This is a genomic window from Micromonospora sp. NPDC005163 (assembly GCF_053599835.1).
In genome coordinates, this window is record NZ_JBSFYP010000093.1 from 1 (window position 1) to 21,682 (window position 21,682).

Annotated in this window: 18 protein-coding genes and 16 tRNA genes; 21 read left to right on the top strand and 13 right to left on the bottom strand. The window is 67.8% G+C overall.

What is annotated here, in order from left to right:
• Window positions 1-587 precede the first annotated feature (587 nt).
• On the bottom strand, window positions 588-809 hold the full coding sequence (locus ACWD6N_RS34415; RefSeq protein WP_354968174.1) for an integrase core domain-containing protein: 222 nt from the start codon (window positions 807-809) through the stop codon (window positions 588-590).
• Window positions 810-842: 33 nt separating this feature from the next.
• Between ACWD6N_RS34415 and ACWD6N_RS34420 the strand changes: the two genes are divergently transcribed.
• Entirely contained in the window at window positions 843-1,310 is a 468-nt protein-coding gene (locus ACWD6N_RS34420; RefSeq protein ID WP_354968173.1) for a YkgB family protein, read from the top strand.
• A 275-nt stretch (window positions 1,311-1,585) separates the two neighbouring features.
• Complete coding sequence (locus ACWD6N_RS34425; protein ID WP_450006259.1) at window positions 1,586-3,040, top strand: glucose-6-phosphate dehydrogenase; 1,455 nt, start codon at window positions 1,586-1,588, stop codon at window positions 3,038-3,040.
• On the opposite strand, the gene ACWD6N_RS34430 is transcribed toward ACWD6N_RS34425, so the two are convergent.
• Window positions 3,002-3,256, bottom strand: a complete 255-nt coding sequence (locus ACWD6N_RS34430) for a hypothetical protein (protein ID WP_354968171.1) — start codon at window positions 3,254-3,256, stop codon at window positions 3,002-3,004. The two genes, ACWD6N_RS34425 and ACWD6N_RS34430, sit on opposite strands and share 39 nt — an antisense overlap.
• A gap of 84 nt (window positions 3,257-3,340) precedes the next feature.
• Between ACWD6N_RS34430 and ACWD6N_RS34435 the strand changes: the two genes are divergently transcribed.
• From ACWD6N_RS34435 to ACWD6N_RS34445, 3 genes are all read left to right on the top strand, one after another.
• Window positions 3,341-3,419 (top strand) — tRNA-Leu (locus tag ACWD6N_RS34435).
• A 1-nt stretch (window position 3,420) separates the two neighbouring features.
• A tRNA-Thr gene (locus tag ACWD6N_RS34440) sits at window positions 3,421-3,496 on the top strand.
• A 1-nt stretch (window position 3,497) separates the two neighbouring features.
• Window positions 3,498-3,570, top strand: a tRNA-Gly gene (locus tag ACWD6N_RS34445).
• Between the two features lie 130 nt (window positions 3,571-3,700).
• Here ACWD6N_RS34445 and ACWD6N_RS34450 read toward each other — a convergent pair.
• On the bottom strand, window positions 3,701-4,162 hold the full coding sequence (locus ACWD6N_RS34450; protein ID WP_450006267.1) for an NUDIX domain-containing protein: 462 nt from the start codon (window positions 4,160-4,162) through the stop codon (window positions 3,701-3,703).
• A 185-nt stretch (window positions 4,163-4,347) separates the two neighbouring features.
• On the opposite strand from ACWD6N_RS34450, the gene ACWD6N_RS34455 reads away from it, so the two are divergent.
• On the top strand, window positions 4,348-4,905 hold the full coding sequence (locus tag ACWD6N_RS34455) for a dihydrofolate reductase family protein (RefSeq protein ID WP_354968170.1): 558 nt from the start codon (window positions 4,348-4,350) through the stop codon (window positions 4,903-4,905).
• Window positions 4,906-5,261: 356 nt separating this feature from the next.
• Here ACWD6N_RS34455 and ACWD6N_RS34460 read toward each other — a convergent pair whose 3' ends face one another.
• Together ACWD6N_RS34460 and ACWD6N_RS34465 are read right to left on the bottom strand one after the other, a co-directional pair.
• A complete protein-coding gene (locus ACWD6N_RS34460) occupies window positions 5,262-6,143 on the bottom strand; it encodes a hypothetical protein (protein WP_450006261.1) in 882 nt (293 codons plus the stop codon).
• Window positions 6,144-6,229: 86 nt separating this feature from the next.
• Window positions 6,230-7,849 (bottom strand): IS4 family transposase, encoded by a 1,620-nt coding sequence (locus ACWD6N_RS34465; RefSeq protein ID WP_450006263.1) that lies wholly within the window; start codon window positions 7,847-7,849, stop codon window positions 6,230-6,232.
• 32 nt (window positions 7,850-7,881) lie between these two features.
• Here ACWD6N_RS34465 and ACWD6N_RS34470 point away from each other — a divergent pair, with 32 nt between their 5' ends.
• From ACWD6N_RS34470 to ACWD6N_RS34535, 14 genes are all read left to right on the top strand, one after another.
• Window positions 7,882-8,265: a transposase gene (locus ACWD6N_RS34470; RefSeq protein ID WP_450006269.1), complete on the top strand. Its 384-nt coding sequence runs from the start codon at window positions 7,882-7,884 to the stop codon at window positions 8,263-8,265.
• A 268-nt stretch (window positions 8,266-8,533) separates the two neighbouring features.
• Window positions 8,534-8,609: transfer RNA gene (locus ACWD6N_RS34475), tRNA-Lys, on the top strand.
• 3 nt (window positions 8,610-8,612) lie between these two features.
• A tRNA-Arg gene (locus tag ACWD6N_RS34480) sits at window positions 8,613-8,686 on the top strand.
• Window positions 8,687-9,007: 321 nt separating this feature from the next.
• Window positions 9,008-9,080: transfer RNA gene (locus tag ACWD6N_RS34485), tRNA-Arg, on the top strand.
• A gap of 3 nt (window positions 9,081-9,083) precedes the next feature.
• Window positions 9,084-9,152: transfer RNA gene (locus ACWD6N_RS34490), tRNA-Met, on the top strand.
• 5 nt (window positions 9,153-9,157) lie between these two features.
• Window positions 9,158-9,229, top strand: a tRNA-Val gene (locus tag ACWD6N_RS34495).
• A 6-nt stretch (window positions 9,230-9,235) separates the two neighbouring features.
• A tRNA-Glu gene (locus ACWD6N_RS34500) sits at window positions 9,236-9,309 on the top strand.
• Window position 9,310: 1 nt separating this feature from the next.
• Window positions 9,311-9,381, top strand: a tRNA-Asn gene (locus ACWD6N_RS34505).
• A gap of 4 nt (window positions 9,382-9,385) precedes the next feature.
• Window positions 9,386-9,470 (top strand) — tRNA-Ser (locus tag ACWD6N_RS34510).
• A 5-nt stretch (window positions 9,471-9,475) separates the two neighbouring features.
• Window positions 9,476-9,547: transfer RNA gene (locus ACWD6N_RS34515), tRNA-Val, on the top strand.
• Window positions 9,548-9,567: 20 nt separating this feature from the next.
• Window positions 9,568-9,641, top strand: a tRNA-His gene (locus ACWD6N_RS34520).
• A gap of 1 nt (window position 9,642) precedes the next feature.
• Window positions 9,643-9,713, top strand: a tRNA-OTHER gene (locus ACWD6N_RS34525).
• 4 nt (window positions 9,714-9,717) lie between these two features.
• Window positions 9,718-9,790, top strand: a tRNA-Arg gene (locus ACWD6N_RS34530).
• Between the two features lie 5 nt (window positions 9,791-9,795).
• Window positions 9,796-9,870 (top strand) — tRNA-Cys (locus ACWD6N_RS34535).
• Window positions 9,871-10,120: 250 nt separating this feature from the next.
• Here the strand turns inward: ACWD6N_RS34535 and ACWD6N_RS34540 are convergent.
• The 7 genes from ACWD6N_RS34540 to pdxR form a co-directional block, all read right to left on the bottom strand.
• Window positions 10,121-11,176, bottom strand: a complete 1,056-nt coding sequence (locus ACWD6N_RS34540; RefSeq protein ID WP_449939415.1) for a serine hydrolase domain-containing protein — start codon at window positions 11,174-11,176, stop codon at window positions 10,121-10,123.
• A gap of 995 nt (window positions 11,177-12,171) precedes the next feature.
• Window positions 12,172-13,014 (bottom strand): transposase family protein, encoded by an 843-nt coding sequence (locus ACWD6N_RS34545; protein WP_449939418.1) that lies wholly within the window; start codon window positions 13,012-13,014, stop codon window positions 12,172-12,174.
• Window positions 13,015-13,225: 211 nt separating this feature from the next.
• Window positions 13,226-13,678 carry a VOC family protein gene (locus ACWD6N_RS34550; RefSeq protein ID WP_450006265.1) on the bottom strand — a complete coding sequence of 151 codons (453 nt, stop codon included), beginning with the start codon at window positions 13,676-13,678 and terminating at the stop codon, window positions 13,226-13,228.
• Window positions 13,679-13,783: 105 nt separating this feature from the next.
• Window positions 13,784-14,692 carry an HAD family hydrolase gene (locus ACWD6N_RS34555; RefSeq protein ID WP_449939422.1) on the bottom strand — a complete coding sequence of 303 codons (909 nt, stop codon included), beginning with the start codon at window positions 14,690-14,692 and terminating at the stop codon, window positions 13,784-13,786.
• Complete coding sequence (locus ACWD6N_RS34560) at window positions 14,652-15,884, bottom strand: MFS transporter (RefSeq protein WP_387326272.1); 1,233 nt, start codon at window positions 15,882-15,884, stop codon at window positions 14,652-14,654. The genes ACWD6N_RS34555 and ACWD6N_RS34560 overlap by 41 nt, the downstream gene beginning before the upstream one ends.
• A 146-nt stretch (window positions 15,885-16,030) precedes the next feature.
• Complete coding sequence (locus tag ACWD6N_RS34565; RefSeq protein WP_449939458.1) at window positions 16,031-16,615, bottom strand: SDR family oxidoreductase; 585 nt, start codon at window positions 16,613-16,615, stop codon at window positions 16,031-16,033.
• 494 nt (window positions 16,616-17,109) lie between these two features.
• Complete coding sequence (gene pdxR, locus ACWD6N_RS34570) at window positions 17,110-18,549, bottom strand: MocR-like pyridoxine biosynthesis transcription factor PdxR (protein ID WP_449939424.1); 1,440 nt, start codon at window positions 18,547-18,549, stop codon at window positions 17,110-17,112.
• A 436-nt stretch (window positions 18,550-18,985) separates the two neighbouring features.
• Between pdxR and ACWD6N_RS34575 the strand changes: the two genes are divergently transcribed.
• Window positions 18,986-20,578, top strand: coding sequence for an FAD-dependent monooxygenase (locus ACWD6N_RS34575; protein WP_449939427.1), 1,593 nt, complete (start codon window positions 18,986-18,988; stop codon window positions 20,576-20,578).
• A 229-nt stretch (window positions 20,579-20,807) separates the two neighbouring features.
• On the opposite strand, the gene ACWD6N_RS34580 is transcribed toward ACWD6N_RS34575, so the two are convergent.
• Window positions 20,808-21,452 (bottom strand): arsenate-mycothiol transferase ArsC, encoded by a 645-nt coding sequence (locus ACWD6N_RS34580; protein WP_449939430.1) that lies wholly within the window; start codon window positions 21,450-21,452, stop codon window positions 20,808-20,810.
• Window positions 21,453-21,682 lie beyond the last annotated feature (230 nt).

Below are 21,682 nucleotides of genomic sequence, written 5' to 3' on the forward strand. Positions count from 1 at the left end.
CCGACATCCGCTCCTGGATCGCCACCTGGAACAACGATCCGCGACCGTTCATCTGGACCAAGACCGCAGAAGAGATCCTCGAATCACTCGCCCGATTTTGTAGGCGAATTTCCGGCGCAGGACACTAGCGGGTGTCGGTCGAAGAAGCTGGTCTTGTCATCGCTGCGGATGCCGACGCGTTGCCCGCCGAGGATCTCGGCGGCCAGGACGATGTGCTGGCCCAGGAAAACGCGACCTGCCCGGCTGATGGTTCGGTCGACCTGGACCGCTTCACCCGGTGGCGCCGGCGGCAACGGCGGCTCACCAGCGGGACGGCCTCCTGGCGCAGCAGCGCAGCGAGGTCGGCGGCGGACAGGTTGGAGCGCACTGACTTGAGCCGGACGCCGGCGATCAGGAGATGGATGACATCGGTGTCTGCCCAGGACGTGACCGTCACACCGGAGCAGGCCGGGCCGCCAGAATTGCTTACCTGCCACCTGCAGATTCCCCGACGGTGGCACCACCCGGTCGAACTTCACCGCCCCCGCCACCACCTGAACGGGCGCCGGGACCGGAGGCGACGGTGAGACGAGGGTCTGGTCGACGGGTTAAGTGAGCCGGGGAGGCAGCTTCACCGGCACCATCTCCTCGGCAGCCTTGGCGGGGGTGAAGCGGTCGGCGGAGACGGCCATCTTCAGGGACTGGTGCGGCCGGTTGGTGTTGTATTCGTGCCGAACGGCGTCGACGGCGGCTTGGACGGTGTCCAAGTCGGGCCAGACCGGCACGTCCTCGGTGTGTGGCGGGTCCCAGCGGGTAATGGTCCCCGGCACGCCGACCGTCGACACAGCGACTAGGAGCGAGCGATGGGCACACGACACGCCTCGGCCGATGACCTCGCTTCCGTAGGCTTCTCGGTCCTGCGCTCCGCACTGGCGACGAACATCTTGTGGATCGGTGCGCTCAAATTCAAGCAGTACGAGGTCGAAAACGACGAACCCCTGGTCACCTCGAGTCCGCTGTTCTCGCGGTTCCGAGAAAAGCTGGGCGCACAAAAGCTCAACCGACTCATCGGTGTCACGGAGATCACCGTGGGCTCTCTGATCGCCGCGAAGCCGTTTGCGCCCAGAGCGTCGGCGATCGGTAGCTTCGGGGCGGCGGGGATGTTCCTCACCACGCTCAGTTTCCTGGCCACGGCACCCGGGACTCGGCAGGAAGGGCAGGGGATGTTCAGCCTTTCTCAGCTGGGGCAATTCCTTTTGAAGGACACAGTGCTCCTCGGTGCGGCGCTCCTGATAGCTGCCGAGTCGCTGCGCGTCGCCCGCCACCGATAATGCCCGGCAGCGAGCTCGATGCGCTGGACGCGTACGGCAACGTCTGGCCGCCGGGGGCGAGGTACGACTGCAGCTCGGCCAGCGCCGCGACGGCGCCGTCGCGGTAGTACACGGTCTTCCCCTCGCGCTGTGGTCACAATCGACGCCCGACTCGGACGCGGACTACCCCGGGCGCTGATCCCGCCATAGATCGAGCCGGCCTCCGATGCGCGACGACCAGATAAATCCGGGCAAACGGACGCGTACCCACCCGACCGGCAAGGCATGGTGGGTGCATGACGACATCGACCCCGAGCGCCGCCAATTCCGTGGCCGACCGTCCCGCTCCCGGGGACCCCGAACCCCAGACGCTGCTGTTGCTCGGCGCCACCGGTGACCTGGCCGAGCGCCTGCTCCTGCCCGGGCTGGGTCGGCTGGTGGCCACGGGCGCCCAGCCGGACCTTGCGCTGATCGGCAGCGGCAGGGACGACTGGGACGACGAGCGGTGGCGTCGCCGCGTGGCCGAATCCTTCGCGACGGTGGGGGCGGACGGGCCTCGGGAGACCGAGATAGTCCGCACCACCCGCTACCTGCGTGCCGACGTTACCGGGGAGGAAGACCTGCGGCGGCTGCTGGCCGCCTGCCACAACCAGCTGGTGATCTACTTCGCCCTGCCGCCGGTGATCACGGCCCGGGCCGCCGCAGCGCTGGCCCGCATCGGTCTGCCGCCCGGTACCCGGCTGATGCTGGAGAAACCATTCGGTACGGACGCCGATTCGGCGAGGTCGCTCAATGACATCCTGGCCGGGCTGGTGCCGGAGGACCAGGTACACCGCATCGACCACTTCCTGGGCAAGTCCACGGTGGTGAACATCCTCGGTCTGCGCTTCGCCAACCGGATCTTCGAACCGGTGCTCAACGCCGCACACGTGGCCTGCGTGGACATCGTCTTCGACGAGGCCCTGGGCCTGGAGGGCCGGGCCGGCTACTACGACGGCGCGGGCGCGCTCGTCGACATGGTGCAGAGTCACCTGCTGCAGGTCCTAGCGTTGATGGCGATGGATGCGCCGCCCACCCTTCACGCCAGGGAACTGCGGGGCCGCAAGGCGCAGGTGCTGCGGGCCACGAGGGTGTGGGACGGCGATCCGGTGCGGTGGAGCGGGCGGGCCCAGTACACGGCGGGGGAGGTGAACGGGCGGCGACTGCCCGCGTACGCCGACGAGCCCGGCATCGACCCGGCCCGGGGGACCGAAACCCTGGCGGAGGTGGTGCTGGCCGTGGACACCTGGCGGTGGGCGGGTGTGCCGTTTCGACTGCGCTCCGGCAAGGCGCTGGCCGGCCGGCGCAAGGAGGCCGTCGTCACCTTCAGACAACCTCCGCGGGTGCCCACCGGCCTCTCCGGATACGAGCAACCCGACCGGCTGCGGATTGGCTTCGGTCCGGACCAGCTGGGCCTCGACGTCAACATCAACGGCCCGGGGGAACCCTTGGGACTTGATCAGGTGCAGCTGGTGGCGCACTTTGGCCCCGGCGACCTGCCGCCGTACGGGGAGGTGCTTCGTGGCGCCTTCGACGGCGACCCGACGCTGTCGGTGCGGGGCGACACCGCTGAGGAATGCTGGCGCATCGTGGAGCCGGTGCTCGAAGCCTGGCGGGCGGGAGCGGTGCCGTTACAGGAGTACCCGGCCGGTAGCCGCGGCCCGGCTGACTCCCTACTGGCCCCCGCGCCCGGCGAGGTCGGTCTTCACTGAGATGTCACTGCTCTCGGCAGCCGCCGCGGGCAGCTGGCAGGACTTGAATGGATCCGCCACCGCCTCCACCACTTTGTCGGCGATGCGGCCCCGGCCCTGCCTGGTCGGCTCGGGCAGACCGGCGTTGCGCCAGCTCTCGACCCACCTCCGCCGGATCTCGCGGCGCTGCGCCGCGTCCATCGTCGTGGGCTGGCGCGGCGGCTGGAAGCGCGACATCTTCGTCATGGTATTCGGCAGCGGCCGGCCGGCGGCGATGAACGGCGCAAGTTGCTTCCACCTCCCTGCAACCAGCGGAATCTCGCCTCGGTAGCCCAACCCGGTAGGAGGCAGCGCGCTCAAACCGCGCACAGTGCGGGTTCGAATCCCGCTCGGGGCACCACGCCGTCGTAGCTCAGTCGGTAGAGCAGCGCCATGGTAGGGCGCAGGTCGCCGGTTCGATCCCGGCCGACGGCTCCATGCGGACGTAGCGCAGCTGGTAGCGCATCACCTTGCCAAGGTGAAGGTCGCGGGTTCGAATCCCGTCGTCCGCGACCCGCCTAAGTTCATGCGAACTGAAGTTGCTTCAGGACGAACTTGGAACCCCTCCAACGCCTTGAACAGCACCTCGCCTTCAAGTTCGAGGTGAAGTTGAGCCGGCGGCCGGGTTGGTGAGCGGGGTGTTTAGCCAGCTTCGAACGTCGGTCGGGCAATCCAGGCAGCGGAGTCCTGGTCGGCGGCAAGGGCCAGGCAGCGGGCTTGATGGGGTGGCAGAGGTGGAACGGCATGCAGGTCGAACCAGCCGACCTCCACCGACTCGTCGTCGTTGACCCGCGCCCGACCCCGCAGGAGTCGGCATTGCAAACCAACCGTGAGCCAGTAGACCTGGTCGCCGTTGGGCGCGACAGATAGGTCCAGCGCTTCGACCGACAGCAGTCGCTCGACGGTGACCTCAACGCCGACCTCTTCGAATACTTCGCGGGCCGCCCCGTCCGCTGGCTGTTCGCTGGGTTCCAGGCATCCTGTGGTGAGGGCCCAGTCTCCGGTATCTGAACGCCGAACCATCAGTACGCGATTTTCCTCGTCGAGCACGACCGCGATGACGCCGGACAGCGGCAGCGGGGCGTGGCCGATTTGGGTGCGCAGGGCGACGAGAAACTCAGGTGGTTCTCATTGCGAGTAGCGGTCCCGACTGGGCGGGAGTTTGGGTCCCGGCGTCTTCCGGCGGGGTTCATTGGGCGTGAGTTTGGGACCCGGGGCGCGTGTACCTCGAGCTCGCTGACGCGACGCCCGCCTGGCCGCGACGCCGTAGTGGCGTAGAGTCGCCGGCCATGGGACTGCTCACCTTCAGCCTCAACCTCACCCTGGACGGTTGCGTCGACCACCAGGAGGGGATCGCCGACGACGAGACCCACGCCTTCTTCACCCGTCTCATGGACGAGGGCGGGGCAATGCTGTGGGGTCGCGTCACCTACGAGATGATGGAGAGCTACTGGCCGGCCGTCGCCCGCGGCGACGAGGAGGCGCCGCCGGCCATACGCGAGTGGGCGGTCAAGCTGGAGGCCAAGCCCAAGTACGTGGTGTCGGCGACGCGCAAGGACTTCTCGTGGGCCAACAGCTACCACATCGCCGGTGATCTGCGCGAGGGCGTGCAGAAGCTCAAGGACGCGACCCCGGACGGGGTCCTCCTCGGAAGCGGCAAGCTCGCGACCGAGCTCGACCGGCTGGACTTGATCGACGAGTACAAGCTGCTCGTCCATCCCAGGATCGCCGGCCACGGCCCGACGCTGTACCAGAGCGGGCTGCCCGGCACGCGCCAGCTCGAGCTGCTATCGGCGGAGCCGCTCCGCAACGGCGCGGTGGCCATGCACTACCGCCGCGCGCGTTGAATCACAAGGGTCCATCGCCGCCAGCTCACCGGGAGCGCGCCGTCCTGCTCTTCGAGGACGTCCTCGCCTTCGAGGAGTCGATCGGCGCTGCGCGGCGAGCGTGAAATGCCCTTCTCCGCGGCCAAGACATCACCGGCGGCCCCGGCTGGTTGATCGACATGCTTGCGCTCACCCGCCGACGCCTCCAGGGCGGGACCCGAACTCCCGCACATTGATCATGGAGTAACACTCCGCACTGGGCCCAGAAGAGACGCCTATCTGGGCCCCGTTTCCACGACCGAAGCCACTCAGGTATGGCCATGGAGAGCCACCTTATGGGAGGCCCTGCGGGCGGACACGGTGGCCCAAGGCGCTCGTCATGTCAATTGCTCACCCTTCGAATGGAATCGAGGTTCATCGCTGAAAAGCTGTTCGGCGAGCCGCAGGTACTTCAGGGCGGTCTCCTTGCTGCAACCGAATACGGCCTGAAAGTGCAGTCGGTCGGGGCCGTGAGCAGTAAGTTCGTCGAGCAGCCGGTCGTGGCGGAGCTCGGTTAGGGTGATGCCGAGCGATTTCATGTGGATCTTGTGCCAGGTGCTGCTGACTTCTCCCATCTCAACTGCGGTCTGCTGGCTGATCAGCAGGTGCGGATTTTGGGTGCTGGGCCATCGGGCCCGGCGGTGGTCGAGGTAGGACGTCAGGGCCCCAAGCGTGAGGTCGTGCAGAGGCCAAGGCTGCCCGTCGACAAGTAGGACCCGTTCCCCCAGGTTGACGTCGTCCAGCAGAAGGCGGCGCATCTGAGCTGGTCGGAGAGCTTGTCCCACTGCTAGCCCAACCAGGACGGCTCGCTCTGGTTTGCCGGTAGACCAGTCGATCGCTCGCCGAAGTTCTTTGTCGGGCAGGAGCCGGGCATTCGGGAGCCGATCGTCGGCGGGGAGCGATAGCTGCGTCGTCGGGTTACGGAAGATCATCTGATCTCGCTTGAGCCGGCGGAACAGTGAGCGGAGGGCGCCCAGCCGACCGGTGCGCTGGAGCAGCGTCTGGTTCTCGGCGAAGGCAAGGGACTTGATGTCGTCTCGGACGACCTCGCGTAGCGAGTCATAGCGTTCCGACCGGTTCCGGAGGGCCGGGACCAGATATGCCAGCTGGCGGCGGACACCGTCCGGCGGACGTTCTCGGGATCGAGGCAGTCTGCCGGACAGGAAATCGATCCAGTGTCGGACTGAGCCACCCCCGCTTTTATGGAGCTTCTTGATCATGGTCTGATGGCCGTGGGGAGGAAGTCGTCCGTGGCAGCACCGAAGAAGTACCCCAAGACCACGAAGTTAAGGCGCTGATACGTCTGTCAACTCGGTATGGACGGTTGCTGTCTGGGCTGTTCGGGGTGGGTCCATTCGTGGGTGAGGGCGTAGGTGCCGGGGGCTGTTCGCGAGAGCATGTTCTCTTTGACCCAGCGACTGAGCTCGGCGGTCAGGCCTCGGTGATGGATCAGACCGAGGCCGGCGGCGATTTCCCGTGCGGTCCATGGTCGGTGTGGGTCAGTGCGCATGAGTTGCAACGTTCGATCGCGTCGCCCGTCGGGGTGAAGTGTCGAGGCGGGCAGCACGGTGATCGTGATGTTCGTGATTGATGCCGCTCCGTCGATCAGGCGCTGTGCTGGTGGTGCCGCGTATCGGGAGATAGGGCACTTCACGCGGCGCGCGGAGATTCGTGGACGGCGTGGAGGCAGCAGATTGGTGAGGACGGCATGCGCGATCCGGCCGGGCGTTGACTTGATCACGGTGGGAAGTATCCCGTCCGCAGCGACGACTTGATCTCGGGCTGTCTCGAGCGCGACGGTGAACGCGGCGCGATCGGGGTCGGTGCCGGGAACGGACTCGACGGCTTCTGCCACCGCGCGGCGCAGGGCCTGGTAGAGCGTGAGCTGGGCCCAGATTTCCTGTTCAATGCCGTAGGCATCCTGTGAGCGCAGGACGAGCCCTTGCAGGAGGGTGTGGCGTAGTGAGTAGAAGGCCGACTCGACTTCCCATCGCTCGTGGTAGAGCGCAATGAGTTCTTGCGCGGGATATCGCCGATGATCGGTCAGGGTGGTGGCCAGGCGGTAGTCGCCGCCCAGTTGGAGTCCTTTGCCGGTGGTCACGCTGATGTGAGCGTCGATGATGCGAAGAGCCACCCCGTTGATCCGGGTGAGGTAGGTGCCGTCGGGAAGGCACGATTGCCTGGCCGGGGTTCGGCGGCCTTTGAGACGAACCAGCAACTGAGCGCCGGTGCGAGCCGCCTTGGCGAGAAAGTCGTCAGCGTCGAAGCCCCGGTCATTGAGCAGCAGCATTCCGTCATCGAGCAGCGGGAGTAGCTGCTCGGCATACGCGTTCTCGCTGACGTCAACGGGCCCGAACACCGCCCCCAATAGTGAACGGGTGCCCGTCTCGCACAAGGCCACGATCCGCAGCATCGGGTATCCGTCCTGACCGAAGCGGTGCTTGATCTTCCCCAGCCAGGCGGCCGCTCGTGGTCGGTCCGGTGCCTTGGTTGAGCTACATCCATCGAACGCGACGGTTCGCCAGCGCCGGTAGCGCACACCCGGAACGTTCGGCCGGGCAACTGGCCCGGCGAGAGTCTCGAACAGCAGCTTGATCGGGGCTGGACCCAGCCTGCGGCGGACATCTCGCAGTGCCTTCTCCGATGGCCGGCGCAGGGACAACCCGTCGAGGCCGGCGACCAGCTTGTCCCATACCCGTGCATGGCCCAGCATCGGAAACATCGCCAGAGCCAGGGTGAAATAGACCCCCACCCGTGAGGGCAGCAGCCGTACCCGGCGTTGCGTCGTGCGGGTGCGCTCCAGCAGGTCGTCCACCGGCTCGAACGGGATTTGTCTGGTCAGCTCCCCCAGGTGGCCAGGGGCGAAGACGCCTTCGGCCACCGTGACGGTGCGGGAAAGGACGACGGTACGGCTTCGGTGGGACAACAGGCTCCTCAAAGACGATCTTGGCGGACGTCTTGTCCTATCAGGAGCTAAACCGTCTCAAGCCCAGAGGTCCCAACCTGCTTGACACGTCAGCGACAACCTTAACTTCGTGGTCTTGGAAGTACCCCGATGAGCTACGTCAGCGCGCTGTGCGTTTGTACCGCGAGTCGGACCCGAAGCCCGTGATCCGGCGGCCGGCTGAGCAACTGGGCGTGCATCACGAGGCGCTCAGGAACTGGATCCGTCAAGCCGAGGCAGACGCCGACGAGCGTCATGACCGGCCGACCAGCGAGATGGCGGAGGAGAACCGCCGGCTGCGTAGGGAAGTCACCGAGCTGCGCCGGGCGAATGAGATCTTGAAAGCGGCGAGCGCGTATTTCGCGGCGGAGCTCGACCCGACCCGGCGACGGTCATGACGTTCATTTATGAACACCGTGACCAGTTCGCGGTCGCGCTCCTGCTACGGGTCCTCAACATCGGCGCCTCGAGGTACTACGCGTGGGCCAAGCAGGCCGAACTTCGACCACCAGCGCGACAAGGAGGTCGGGGTGAACGCACTGGTGGGGCGCCGGCGCTCCGTGGGATCGAACCCTCGTCGAGATCGAGAAGTGTGAGGTGGTCTGCGCCAACGACCACCGCCGTCGAACGGCCCGCACCTTCAGGTGGCCGCGGCTCGACGGCCGAGCGCCGCTAGCTCATGGGGTAGAGCTGCTGACTCTTATTCAGTAAGTGCAGGGTTCGAGTCCCTGGCGGCGTACCAATTCCCCCGGTAGCTCAGTGGACAGAGCGCTCGTTTCCTGCACCGGGCCGTCGCAGGTTCGAGTCCCGCTCGGGGGACGTGATCTTCTTGATTGGGGTGCGCCTGGACCGGTCGGTCGTCGCGTCAGCGGTCGCGTGGGTGCTCCGGCGGCTCTAGAACGTCCGATGGTGGCGGTGGTGGCTTCTTAGGGCCGAATCCGGCCCGCAACAACCAGAGCACGAGGCCCGCCACGATGACGGCGATCAGAAGAACGCATGCTATCCCCCCGGTGATGCCCACATCGCGAAGTTATCGCGTTGTGCACAGCGGGGGGCTCGGTTTCGAGAATGCTCGATCGAGTGGGTGACGGCCTCGGCCGAAGCTGACGACCCGGCCCAGCCTCCCACAAGATCGTTTAAGTCGCCGGCGCCTGATGGCCGGGCACCGGACTTCTGATCCGGACTGAGGTGGGTTCGATTCCCTCCGGCGGCACTTGCGGGTGTGGTGGAGAGGCACCACGCCGGGCTCATAACCCGGAGACGCCGTTCGAATCGGACACCCGCCACCAAGCCCCGGTAGCTCAGCGGGAGAGCACCGTCTCGACAAGGCGGGGGTCGCTGGTTCGACACCAGCTCGGGGCACAGCACCGCGCGTTCGGTTATGGGTAGGCCCTCGCCCTTTCAAGGCGATGGAGCGGGTTCGAGCCCCGCACGCGCGACCATTCCCTCGTAGCTCAGGGGCAGAGCGGCCGGCTGTTAACCGGCTGATCTTGGTTCGAGTCCAGGCGGGGGAGCAATGGAGAGGCCAGTGGTCAAGGAGACGCCGTTGGAAACGGCGTGGGGCGCGTAAGCGCCCTCGTGGGTTCGAATCCCACCCTCTCCGCGCATGCCCGTGTAGCTCAGGGGGAGAGCGTCGCTCTTACAAAGCGAGGGTCGGGAGTTCGAATCTCTCCGCGGGCACTGGCCGAATGGCCGAAGTTGTGACTGTAGCTCAGTGGTAGAGCGCCGGGTTGTGGTCCCGGAGGTGCGGGGTCAGTACCCGCCAGTCACCCCAGGCAGGAGCTGATGGCTGTCTAGCGCTGGCTGTAAACCAGTAGCCCTGGGGGTTCGAGTCCCTCCTCCTGCACCGTGCCCCCGTAGCTCAGCGGATGGAGCAGCGGTTTCCGGGACCGCAGGCCGGCCGTTCGAATCGGTCCGGGGGCGCGCAGGGTCGTATGCCCGAGAGGTCAGGGAGCGGTCTGCAAAACCGCGCACGCCGGGTTCGAGTCCCGCTGCGGCCTCCAGATGCCATTCACTGCGGAGTGAGGCGCAGGCGGACGTGGGTCCAGCTGCTGCTCATAACGGCGGCCTGCTCGGTTCGACTCCGAGGCTTGCGACCAGATCGCGGATCGGCGATTCCTGCCAGGGCCTGGCCGCCGCCGATGTCAAGCGGCGCGTCAACCAACACATCCACCCCCGGTCGACGGCGCCGCGAAGATCCTCGCCGCCGCCGACCGGGTGTACATCGAATTCCCGTTCTTTCCCCGATGACCGTCAGCCGCAGATCAGGCCGTCGAGCAGTGCCATCTCCCGCTGTATGACCGCCTTTGCCCAGTCCGGGTCGGCCAGCTCGGTGGCCAGGTACAAGACCGTCGAGCGGTGCCCGTCTGGGGTGACCGCGGCGAGGGTGCTCATCCCGGGCATGGAGCCGACGTGCGCCCAGGAGCCGCCGCACCGGTTGGGTATCCACATGATGCCCAGGCCGTAGCGGATGCCGGGCCGGATTTCCTGGAACCCGTCGGCCAGCACGGTCTGGTGCAGCTCGGCCATCTGTCCGGGCCGCAACAGCTGCCCGCGCGCCATCGCCTGCCAGAAGCGGGCCAGGTCGGTGGGGGTGCTGACCAGGCCGCCGGCCGATGCGGTCACGGTCGGATTGAAGACGGTCGTGTCGATCAGCGGCCCGCCCGGCGCGAACTGCCGGTACCCCTCGGCGTGGGGCTGGGGCAGGGTCGGCCGGTCGCCGGGGTAGAACGTGTGGGTCAGGTGCAGCGGCATCAGGATCCGGGAGCGTACCTCGGTGTACCACAGGTGTCCGGTGACCCGTTTGATGAGCATCCCGGCCAGGAGGTAGTTGGTGTTCGAGTAGCTCCAGTGCGTACCGGCGGCGAACAGCGGCGGGTGGCGCATCGCGATCGCGACCAGTTGCGCCTCGGTGTAGTGGTCGAAGCGGTGCGCCAGGAACTCGTCGGCCGACTGCAGCGCGGCGAGGTCGTTGGTGGAGTCGTAGAGGCCGCTGGTGTGCTGCAGGACCTGGCGTACGGTGACGTGCCGGCCCTCGTTGCCGTTGCCGTTGACGACACCGGGCAGCCAGCGTTCGATCGGGTCGTCCAGCCCGATCCGGCCCTCCCCGACGAGTTGGAGCAGCACCACCGACACGAACGTCTTCGTGGTGCTGCCGATCCGGAAGTACCCGTCGACCGGCATTGGCGTGCCGGTGTCCAGGTCGGCCACGCCGCGGCGGGCCACGGTCACCCGGTTTCCGTCGCGGACCTGGCCCTGCGTCCCGGATACGCCGAGGTCGTGCAGATCGCCGAGGCCGTGCTGGAGCACCGTGGCCCGTGGACCGGTGATCCGGGGTCGGCGGCGCGGCCGACCCGGCCCCACCGCCGACCGCCGCGGCCAGCACCGCGCCAGCCGTCGCGGCCGCCACGACCCTCCGCCACCTCACCGTCCTCTGGACTGCGGAACGTGCGCTCACATTGAGGCTCCTTTCGGGAAAGCGACTGTGGGCAAACCGTACGAAGATCTTCGATGTCGGCACCAGCCGGAAAACCCGAGACCCGACATGGGGGTTAGCCCCCATTGCCCGACAAAAAGACCGCGTAGCCGAGGCGATACAACTGTTGACAGACCCAGGTCCGGCAGCGGCTGGCAGAGCAATTGCGATCCTCGCAAGATCACTCGCAACCTGACTCCGAGGGTGGTTCGTAAGATCCTGGCGTTTAGGTCTGGGCCGGAGGTCAGGATCTCCGGATACCGTCCTTTACGGACGGTGCCCGGATCAGCGAGAACAGGCGCGGCTCAGTCTCGGTGGGGTGCAGCCGGAGGCTGCCCTCGAGCGCTGCGATCAGGGTGGCCCACTGCTCGTCGCAGGGAAGGGGTCGGTGCGGACTTACGAGCTCAGGTAGCGCAGGACGGTGAGGACGCGGCGGTTGTCGGCCTCGTCCTGGGGCAGCCCCAGCTTGTCGAAGATGCTCGCGACGTGCTTTCCACGGTTCCGACGGTCACCACGAGCGCGCCGGCGATGCCAGCGTTGAACACCCCTGTGCCATCAACGCCAGCACGTGGCGCTCCCGCGCGGTGAGCGCCTGGCGGCATCGCCGCGCGGGCCGGGGCACCGCCCAGTGGTCACGGATCAAGGTCGGACGCGACGATGACCTCGGCACCTCGTCCGATGATTATCACCAACCGCATTGCCACTGAGTTAGCGTCCAAGAAATCGGCAGCCGCCTGGCCATAAGGCAATAGAGCGCGCCGTGTAGAGAATCGGCAGGAAGTCAGCTCCGGCCGGTCGCAGCATGGGGGGAGACTACAGTGACGTGATCTCAACGAGAATTTGGTAGGTACCGGTATTCGAATTGGGTGAGTACGAGGGCGGCGCGGACGATGTCGCTGACGCTGCGAGGGCTAGCGGTGGTATGGCGTAGGGCGTACCAGCGGCCGATGAGTAGGGCGAAGCCGCGTTCGCCGAGGCCGCGTAGGGATCGCAGGAGCCGGTTGTAGGTGCGGTTGTCGATGGCGAGGCGGTCGCTGTCGGCGAGTTGTTTGACCGGGGTGTGGATGCCCTGGCCCGCGCCCTCGTAGCCGGAGTCGGCGAGGGCGGGTAGGTCCAGTTGCGAGGCGGCCCAGTACAGCGCGCCGGTGATGTCGTGGAGTTGGGCGCAGGTGAAATCGTGCAGGTGGCCGGGTGCGGCGTCGGAGGTCCAAACCGGGAGCCCGTCGGGGCGCATGATCGCCTGGATGTTCGCGCCGAAGTCGCGGTGCTCGCCGGAGTACCAGGCGTCGATCTGCTCGCCTTTGACGCTGGTGGTCGTCTCCGTGAGGCGGTCGGTGGTGAACAGTTTTCCGTCGAGGATCACGTGGGACCAGCCCTCGTCGGCGACCCGCTGCAGGGCGGTGTGTAGGTCCGGGGCCTGGGCGGACAGCACGGTGATGGCTTCGGCGATGTGGCGGTAGGCGGTGGCCCGCGACACCCCGAAGCCGGTGCCGAGCAGGGTCTTGTCCTCGCCTTTGCGGAACCAGACCAGCACCATCAGCGCCTGGCGGAAGCAGGTCAACGCCCTGGTGCCCGTGCGGGTGCCGCGGGCGCGACGCTCGGCGGCCAGCAACTGGGCGAGGTAGTGCACGAGTTCCCTGGGGACGTCGAGCATGGCACGATAGGCGATCACGTGGAGTCCTGACTGGTGAAGTAAATCTTGGCAGACCTTCTTCTACTGGGGACTTCACGCCCATATCCAGCATCGTCCACTACGGATGATTGGCCCGTGTCGACCTATTTCAGACGCCAGCTACGGCAGTGACACATCGCGTCCGAGCCGGACAGACCGCGCGCCATGAGGCGCTGCGCGATCCTGCCGGCCCATGTGACGGCTGGCCCGATCAGCGTGGGAACCGACCCAGGGGGGACCTATCGCCTACAGACCACGTGTGACCGAACGGGTCCGTGAAGCCACCTTGACGGTGCGTCCCCCACGGCACGCGGTGATCCTCGGTTGCCGCTCCGGCGGTTGCGCCGGCGGCGACGGCGCGCTCGATGAAGTTGTCGGGGTCATCGACGAACACCTCGATGCGCGTGCTCGTGACCCCCGCCTGGCCGGGACTGGTCTCTGCGGGGTTCTTGGGATTGACCTCGTGGAGGAAGAAGGCGGCGCCACTGATCTCAAGGCCGGCCACGCCACCAAGGTTCCACAACTCTGTCGCGCCCAGTGCGGTCCTGTACCAGGCGACCGCAGCGTCTGCATCTGGAACGATCAACATCACAGAGATCACTGGCGGCGAAGCGGACACCATGTCGCCGGACAGTGCGGAACGACCTTTCGGTTCCTCGCTCATGCCCACAGCATGCCGGATATCGCGAGTAGCGTCTCCCCAGTCTGGCAGACGGCCGACTCCACCAGCAGATCGCGAAACGTCACCGCCGTCGAACTCTTGCTGAGATCACTTCAGTGTGGACAGGACCTGAGCGAGGCCGTCTTCGTGTACGGTTCCGGTGATTTCGCTGGCAGCTTCGATCAGCTCGACGGGCGAATGACCCATCGCCACGCCGCGGCCGTTCTCGGCGGCCCAACTGATCAGCTCGATGTCATTGTGACCGTCGCCCACGGCCATCACCCGTTCCCGCCGGATGCCGAGTTCGGCGCGTACCCGTTCGATGGCCGTGGCTTTGTTCACGCCCTCGGCCGCGATGTCGAGCCAGGCAGTCCAGCCGACGGCGTAGCTCACCTGGCGGAGGCCCATCTTCTCGACCACGGCGAGGAAGTCGTCCAGGTCGTGGCCGGGCGAAATCGCGACGACCCGGGTGGCCGGCCGGTTCCACAACTCCTCGAACGCTACCTTCGCCTGCTCGCTGTCGAGACCGGTCGTCGCGGCTGGAAACGGTTCCGTGTACCGGTAGCGGCCGTCTTCGTCCTCGACTGCGAACCGGACGTTTACCAGGTGTGCGCGGATCGACCGGAGCACCTCGGTCGGGTCGAAGGACTCCACCCATTCTCGCCGGTAGCCGCTTGGCGCACCCGGGTCACGGTGCAGGGTGACCGCGCCGTTGCAACAGACCAGGAACCGCGGCGCGATGCCGAGCTGATCAAGCACCGGGATGGTGGTCGCGGAGGAGCGGCCAGTGGTGAGTACCAGGTGATGGCCGGCCGCGTCGAGCCGGCGTACCTGCTCGATCACCGCGTTGCTGATGGAGCCGTCTTCGCGGAGCGTGGTTCCGTCAAGGTCCAGGGCGACGAGCCACGAGGCAGCATCGGGTCGGTCCGTTTGGTTCACTTTCCAGGTCCTTCGTCGGTTGCCTACGTTGCGTCCGTCAGCCGCGCGTGCGCCGTGTGATGCGGGTCTGGGCGGCAAGGCTGATGAGCGTGAGGAGGACGGTCAACGCGGTGTAGCAGACGACTGCCGGCACCTCGCCGAGCGGACCGGTGAGCTGCCCCTCGATGACGATGGGTAGCCCGAAGGCAACGTAGGAGACGACGTAGATTCCGCCGACGACTCCCGCGCGCTGGTGCGCTGCTGCGAGCGGGAAGATGAGGCGTAGCGCGGCGGTGAAGGACGCGCCGAAGCCGACACCGGCGATGGCCTGCCCGATGATCATGACGGCCAGGCTTCCGGCGAACACTCCACCGATGATGCCGATGGCCCCGGCGAGGGACGCGTAGATTCCGATGGTCATCGCTCGCCGCGGGTTAATGCGGGCGAAGGCCAGTCCGACGATGGCCGATACCGCCGGCGCGATGAACCCGGCCACGCCGTTGAGCAGGCCGCTGTCCAGATGGAAGACGCTGCGAACCATGCTCGGGGCCAGCCCGCCGGAGAGACCTGCGAGCATCCAGACGGCGGCGACCACGGGTGCCGCGGCGGCGAACTCCGCTCGGGCAGTGGGCGGGACGGCGACGCGCGGAACCATCGAGCGGAGCGCACCCGCGGTGCGGGGCATGGTCTCCGGAGACAGGGCGATGACGACGGCGCCGAGAATCGTGAGGACGACGAGGACGGCGAAGACGATCGAGTTCGCTCTGGGCGTGAGCTGGATGGCGAGACCGGCCAGCAGGGAGCCGACACTCAGCCCACCGGTCAGGCCGACACTGCCGAGGATCGTACCCAGTCTCTTCTTGTTCGGCGGGGCGAGTTCGACGAGCGCCGCGGTGAAGGCGGCCGTCGCCGCGCCGCTGGCGACACCTTGCACGATGCGCCCGGCGATCACCCAGCTCACATCGGGGGCGACGAGGAACAGGGCATTCGACGCGAGCTGGATCACCAGTGCGCCGATCAGCACCGGGCGCCGGCCGACATGGTCGGACAGCGACCCCAGGGTGAGGACGGCGGCGAGGAAGCCGATCGCGTAGACCGCGAACGCCAGCGTGAGCAGCGACGGTGCGAAGTTCCACTGCTGGCGGTAGAGCACCAGCAGTGGCGTCAGCACACCCGCCGCGAGATACAGGCTGGTGAACGCGAGCGCCGTACCTGTCAACGCCAGTCCGGCGGGGAGAGTGCGCCGCCGACGGGTCGAGGGCGCGTCGATGGTTCCCGGAATCGAGGACATGACAGCTCCATAGGGCGGCCGCAGCGATGCGCGGACCGAAGAATTGGTGAAGGTGGGAAGGGGAATCCGCCGCCGGGCCACTGCCGTCGGGCCCGGATCTGGTCCACGGCCGAACTCGGCGCGGCACGGCGGCCGGATCGTGATCGCTAGTCGGTGATGACGACGACACCCGACGGTGCATCCAGCAGTTTCACCGTGCGCTCGGCAGCCCGATCGATCTGGACCCGAGGCTCGGCCGGGATCTGCTGTTCGTTGTAGGTGCCGGGCCCGTAGAACTGTCCGTAGCTCAGTACCACGCCACCCTCGGCGAGGACGGCGCGCTCCAACTCGGCGACAGCCCGGGCGTCGGGCCCGTCCGGCAACTGCCAGGCGACGGTTTGGGCCAGGATCTTCGGCGATCCGCTCTGCCGCGCCGCCTCGATCAGATTCTGGTTGCCCTCGGTCCGGATGCGAGCGTTCAGCTCCGCATGATCACCGATCCTCTCCACCTCATCCGGCAGATCGGTCAGCTCGTTCAGGATGACGTCCGGTTCGAAGTCTCGAACCGCCTGGATCAGGGCGTCCCGGTCGAAGACGTCACACAGGATCGGCTCGGCGCCAAGCTGCGCCAGCAGCTCCGTCTTGTCGGACGATCGCGTCATGCCACCGACCACATGCCCCGCCTGAACCAGTCGGGGGATCAGCCGCCGCCCGATCACGCCGGACGCACCGGCAAGAAATACCCGCATCATTTCTCCCAATTATTCGTAGTTCGGTAGGTCGAGCTATGTGCGCTGCCGCCGCTGGACTGCACCGGTCCGCGCGACGACTGGCCCGCTACAGCAGCGCCGGTAACGCCCGGTCGCTCAGCGGGAGAAAGGTGTCCTGCCATCCGCCGCCGACCCTGATCGCCCTCACTGATGGGACGGAGGGACGCGCGGGCCTGTCGAGGCAGTCATGGCTTGGTAGACATTCGTCCAGTTCAGGCGCGCTATGCGCTCTGGGGGTGTTGTCCGTTTGCTGGTGCTTGGTTCGTGGTCACGGCCGCAAAGTTACGCGCCGGGTGGCACTGTGCTCTGGTCCAGTTCCGTGCCAGATCCATGGGCCAATCCGGCGTTGATCCGGAGCATCCACGAGTGCCAGCCGTTGCGAAACCCGAAGCGCGGCGGCCAGGCCAGCACCTGAACGGCGGCCTGGCACAACCTCACCAAACCGGCGACGCGGCAACCCTCTGACCGGGTCTGGCCTAGGGCATGACCCTGCACAGTGCGTCCAGCGCTCCCGCCCACGCGCTGTCCGAGGGAGCCGCGTAGTTGACCACCAGGGCGTCCCGCTCGGCCAACTGCCATTCCGGGTCGGCCAGCTCGTGGCGGAAGTCGGCCATCCGGGCCACCGCCAGGCCCTGGCGGGCGACCGCCTGGACGACCGAACCCTCGGTGCCGGGCGGGAGCTCGAGGACCGCTTGCAGCCCGGCGGCCATCCCGGTCACGCGGACGCCGGGCGCCCGCTGAGCCAGCGCCGCGACCAGCTCGTCCCGGCGGCGCCGGTAGCGCACACGCATCGAGCGCACCTGACGGTCGTACGCGCCTGAGGCGATGAACTCCGCGAGGGTCAGCTGCTCCAGCGCGCTCGACATGTAGTCGATGTCCCCCTTGGCCGCCACGACCTCCGGGACCAGCTCCTTCGGCAGCACCATCCAACCGAGCCGCAGCCCGGGCGCCAGCGACTTGCTCGCCGTGCCGAAGTACACCACCCGCTCCGGGTCGAGGCCCTGCAGCGCGCCCACCGGCTGGCGGTCGTATCTGAACTCCCCGTCGTAGTCGTCCTCCAGAATCAGCCCGCTGGTGGCGCGGGCCCAGTCCACCGCCGCGGTGCGCCGCTGCGGGGTCAACGCGACCCCCGTCGGGTACTGATGCGCCGGTGTCAACAGCGCCGCGCCCGCCGCGTTCAACCCCGCCAGGTCGTCGGTGCGCGCGCCGTGCTCGTCGACGTAGAGGGGCGGGATACGCAGGCCGGCGCTGGTCAGCAGATCGCGATAGACGTCGAGGCCGTACGACTCGACTGCCAGCGCCGCCACACGCCGTGCCCGCAGGACCTGCGCCATCAGCGTCAGACCGTGGTGGAAACCGGCGCAGATCACGATCCGGTCCGGCTCGGCGTACACCCCGCGAGCCCGCGCCAGATAGTCCGCGAGGGCGGTACGCAGCTCCACCCGGCCGAGAGCGTCGCCGTAGCCGAAGGCATCGTTCGGGGCCGCCGTCAGAGCCCGGCGAGCTGCTGTGAGCCACTGCGTGCGGGGAAACTCCGCGAGGGTCGGCGAACCCGGCAGCAGGCCGTACGTGGGACGGCGCTGGGCGGGCCTCGGGCGAGCGGCGGCGGGCGCCGCGCCGCGCGGTTCGGCCCGCTTGGCCACCCGCGTTCCGGAGCCCTGTCGGGCGGTGATCCAGCCCTCGGCGACCAGTTCAGCGTAGGTGTCGGCAACGGTGTTGCGGGCGACACCAAGATCGGCTGCGAGTGAGCGGGACGACGGTAGCCGGGTGCCGGGCACCAGACGTCCGGTCCGGATGGCCTCCCGCAGGGCGTCCGTGAGCCCGGCGCGCAGGCCGGGGCCGGTCAGGTCCAGATGTAGGTCGACGCCGAACACCGACGCTGATCTGGCCTCCGAATTGGCCCGCGAATCTGCCACGAAAGCAGACCATATCGCAGTCCAACCGACCACGTAGCGTCGCCGGCATGACGATCACCGATGGCACGGAGCGGCTCCCCGAGCACGTACCGCGCGCCTGGACTGGACGAAACTCGCCCACGTGCCCACCCAGCCGGTCCCCGGCCACCACACGCCCGGCGCCCGACGCAGAACGGCGCGCCTGGCAGCGAACCGCCGAGAGCCACCCACCTTGGCCACCTCAATCGGTGAGGCGTGTGCGCCGCTGGCCGCAGGCTGGATTGCGTCCGTGATGCTGTTGGCGATATGGGGTTACCGTCGGGTCGAGACGGGTCAGTCGCGCGTCGAGCCAGGGGATCTGGATGATCGGCATTGAGTACGTGATCGCCTTCGGGACCTCAGCCGCTCCGCCGACGGCACCGGTCGCGATCGACGGCTCTCGACGAATCGATATCCGATGAGCGCGGTCGAGGTTCTGGTGGTCGGGGCGGGGCCAACCGGACTCGCCATGGCCGGGCAATTGGCCGCCTTGGGTGTGCGGGTCCGGGTGGTAGACCGTTCGCTCGACCGGGTTCACGAGTCCCGTGCCCTGGCGATTCAGCCCCGCACTCTGGAGGTCCTCGCCAGTCTCGGGGTGACCGAGGAGCTGGTGGCCGTCGGGAACCGCGCGGTGCGGCTGTGTCTGCACGCGCGGGGGCGGGCGCGTGCCGTGCCGCTGTTCGACCTGGGTCTGTCGGGAACCGCGTATCCGTATCTGCTGTTCCTGTCGCAGGCGGAGACCGAGCGCATCCTGGGGGAGCACCTGGCGGCGGTGGGGCTTGACATTGAACGGGGCGTCGAGTTGGTGGGGCTGGACCGTGCCGCTGACGGTGCGGTGGCGACGTTGCGGCATGGGGACGGCCCGGCGGAGCGGGTGGCGGCCCGGTTCGTGGTGGGTTGCGACGGCGCGCACAGCGCCGTACGGCACCTCGCCGGAATCGGATTCGAGGGCGCGGCGTATCCGCAGACGTTCGTCCTAGCTGATCTGGAGGCCGACGGCCTCGACATTGGGGCGGCGCACGTCTTCTTGTCCGGGCGGGGGATGTTGTTCTTCTTCCCACTCGGGCACCCGAGCACCTGGCGGCTGTTGGTCATGCGGCCACCCGCCGAGGTGGTCTCATCAGACGCCCCGGTCACCCTCGGCGAGGTGCAGGCACTCGCCGACACGTACACCGATGCGACTGTGCGCCTGCGTGATCCTGTCTGGATGACCAACTTCCGGCTGCACCACCGCGCCGCCACCCACTACCGGGCCGGGGCGGTGTTCCTGGCTGGCGACGCCGCGCACATCCACAGCCCCGCCGGCGCTCAGGGCATGAACACCGGCATCCAGGACGCCGTCAACCTCGGCTGGAAACTCGCCCAGGCCCTGCGGGACGACGCCACCTCGACACTGCTGGATACCTACGAGACCGAACGGGCGCCGGTCGGCCGGATGGTGCTGCGCTTCAGCGACCGGGCGTTCACTGTCGCGACGTCCACCAATCCGGCCGTCCGGTTCGCTCGTACCAGGATCGCCCCCGCTCTCATCCCGGTCGTGCTCGCGTCCCGGTTCGTGCGGGCCTCCGCCTTCCGGACGGTTTCGCAGCTGGGCATCAGCTACCGGAACAGCCCGCTGTCGTGGCAAGGGCCGCGCCCATCGCGCACCGGTCCACGACCCGGCGACCGGCTGCCCGACGTCCCACTGCCCGGCACCGGAGACGCCAGCACACTGCATGGGCTCACCTCCACGCCCGGATGGCACCTGCTGCTGTGCGGACCATCCGCTGCCTGGCCGGCCGTCGACATCGCGGGGTTGGCCCGGGATCAGCTCACCGTGCACCGGCTGACCGAGCCCGACGCCACCGGAGCGGCCCCCACGTCCGCTGCTCCGGCGCTGCGGCGGTTGGGCATCGGCCCCGGCGCTAAGGGGGTGTTGCTGGTCCGTCCCGATGGGCACATCGGCTACCGGGCTGGTGGCACCGACCTGACCGGGCTGATCGGTTACCTGAACCGCTGGCTCGGCTCGTAGCCTGCTCGCTGCTGTCATCGGCCGCACGGTGTGGAGCCGCGACAGCGTGGCAGTTGCCGTCAAGGTCAGCCGGTCGACGAGCGTGGCGCCTGCCGGTCGGTGGAACCCCGTCCGTCCGAGCGGGACTGCCGGAAGCGGGCGCAGCCAGCCGGAGGCCATCTGGGAGCGGCCTACGTTGTGCCCGCACACGAACAGAACAGTCGCCTGTCAGCCCTCGCGCTTTCTGAGATCAACTCAGGGTGAGGTCGTCGATCAGCGCTCGCACGCGGGCATCGATGTCGTCGCGGACGGTTCGGACGAAGGGCAGGTCTTGTCCGGCGGGGTCGGGGATGTCCCAGTCGAGGTAGCGCTTGCCGGCGAGGACCGCGCAGGCGTCGCCGCAGCCCATGGTCACGATCACGTCGCTCGCGTCGAGGATGTCCGAGGTCAGGGGCTTGGGGTACGCCCGGCCGATGTCGACGCCCCATTCGCCGAGCGCCTCGATGACGTTCTGGTCCAGCCAGTGCGCCGGGTGCGAGCCCGCGCACCGCACGTGCACCTTGCCTTGCGCGTACCGGTCGGCGAGTGCGGCGGCGAGTTGGGAACGGCCGGCGTTGTAGGCGCAGAGGAACAGCACCTCGGGTACGGGTTTGTCGATGCTGCCTTCGACCTGCGCCAGGGCGGTGAGTCGTTCGGCGGCGAAGTTCTCTGCCAGGGCGGGCAGGTGGGTTTGGAGGCGGACGGTTCGGTGCAGGTACATGTAGGACTCGAAGACGTACCGTTCGACGGTTTCCGGGCCGAACACGCCGGTGAACCGACTTGAGAGCCGTTTCCCGATCTGCCCGAGCACGTAGTCGACATCCCGGGTGTCCGCACCGTCGAACGGGCCGTCCATCACGGGGTTCCTACGGTGCCAGCCGCTGGCCAATGAGCCGTCGTGATCCGGGTGGGGCCTGCCGCCGGAGTAGCTGGTTCCGAACGGCTACCGACCGGCGACCTCGCGCCGCTGGCGGCCGGAGCCGGAGCCCAGCTAGATGATCAATTCCAAGGGGTTTAGTGGTCGTAGGCGGTGAGCGCGCGCATGATCGGCTGGCCGGTGTGGTCGTTGTGCCAGACGGCGGCGGT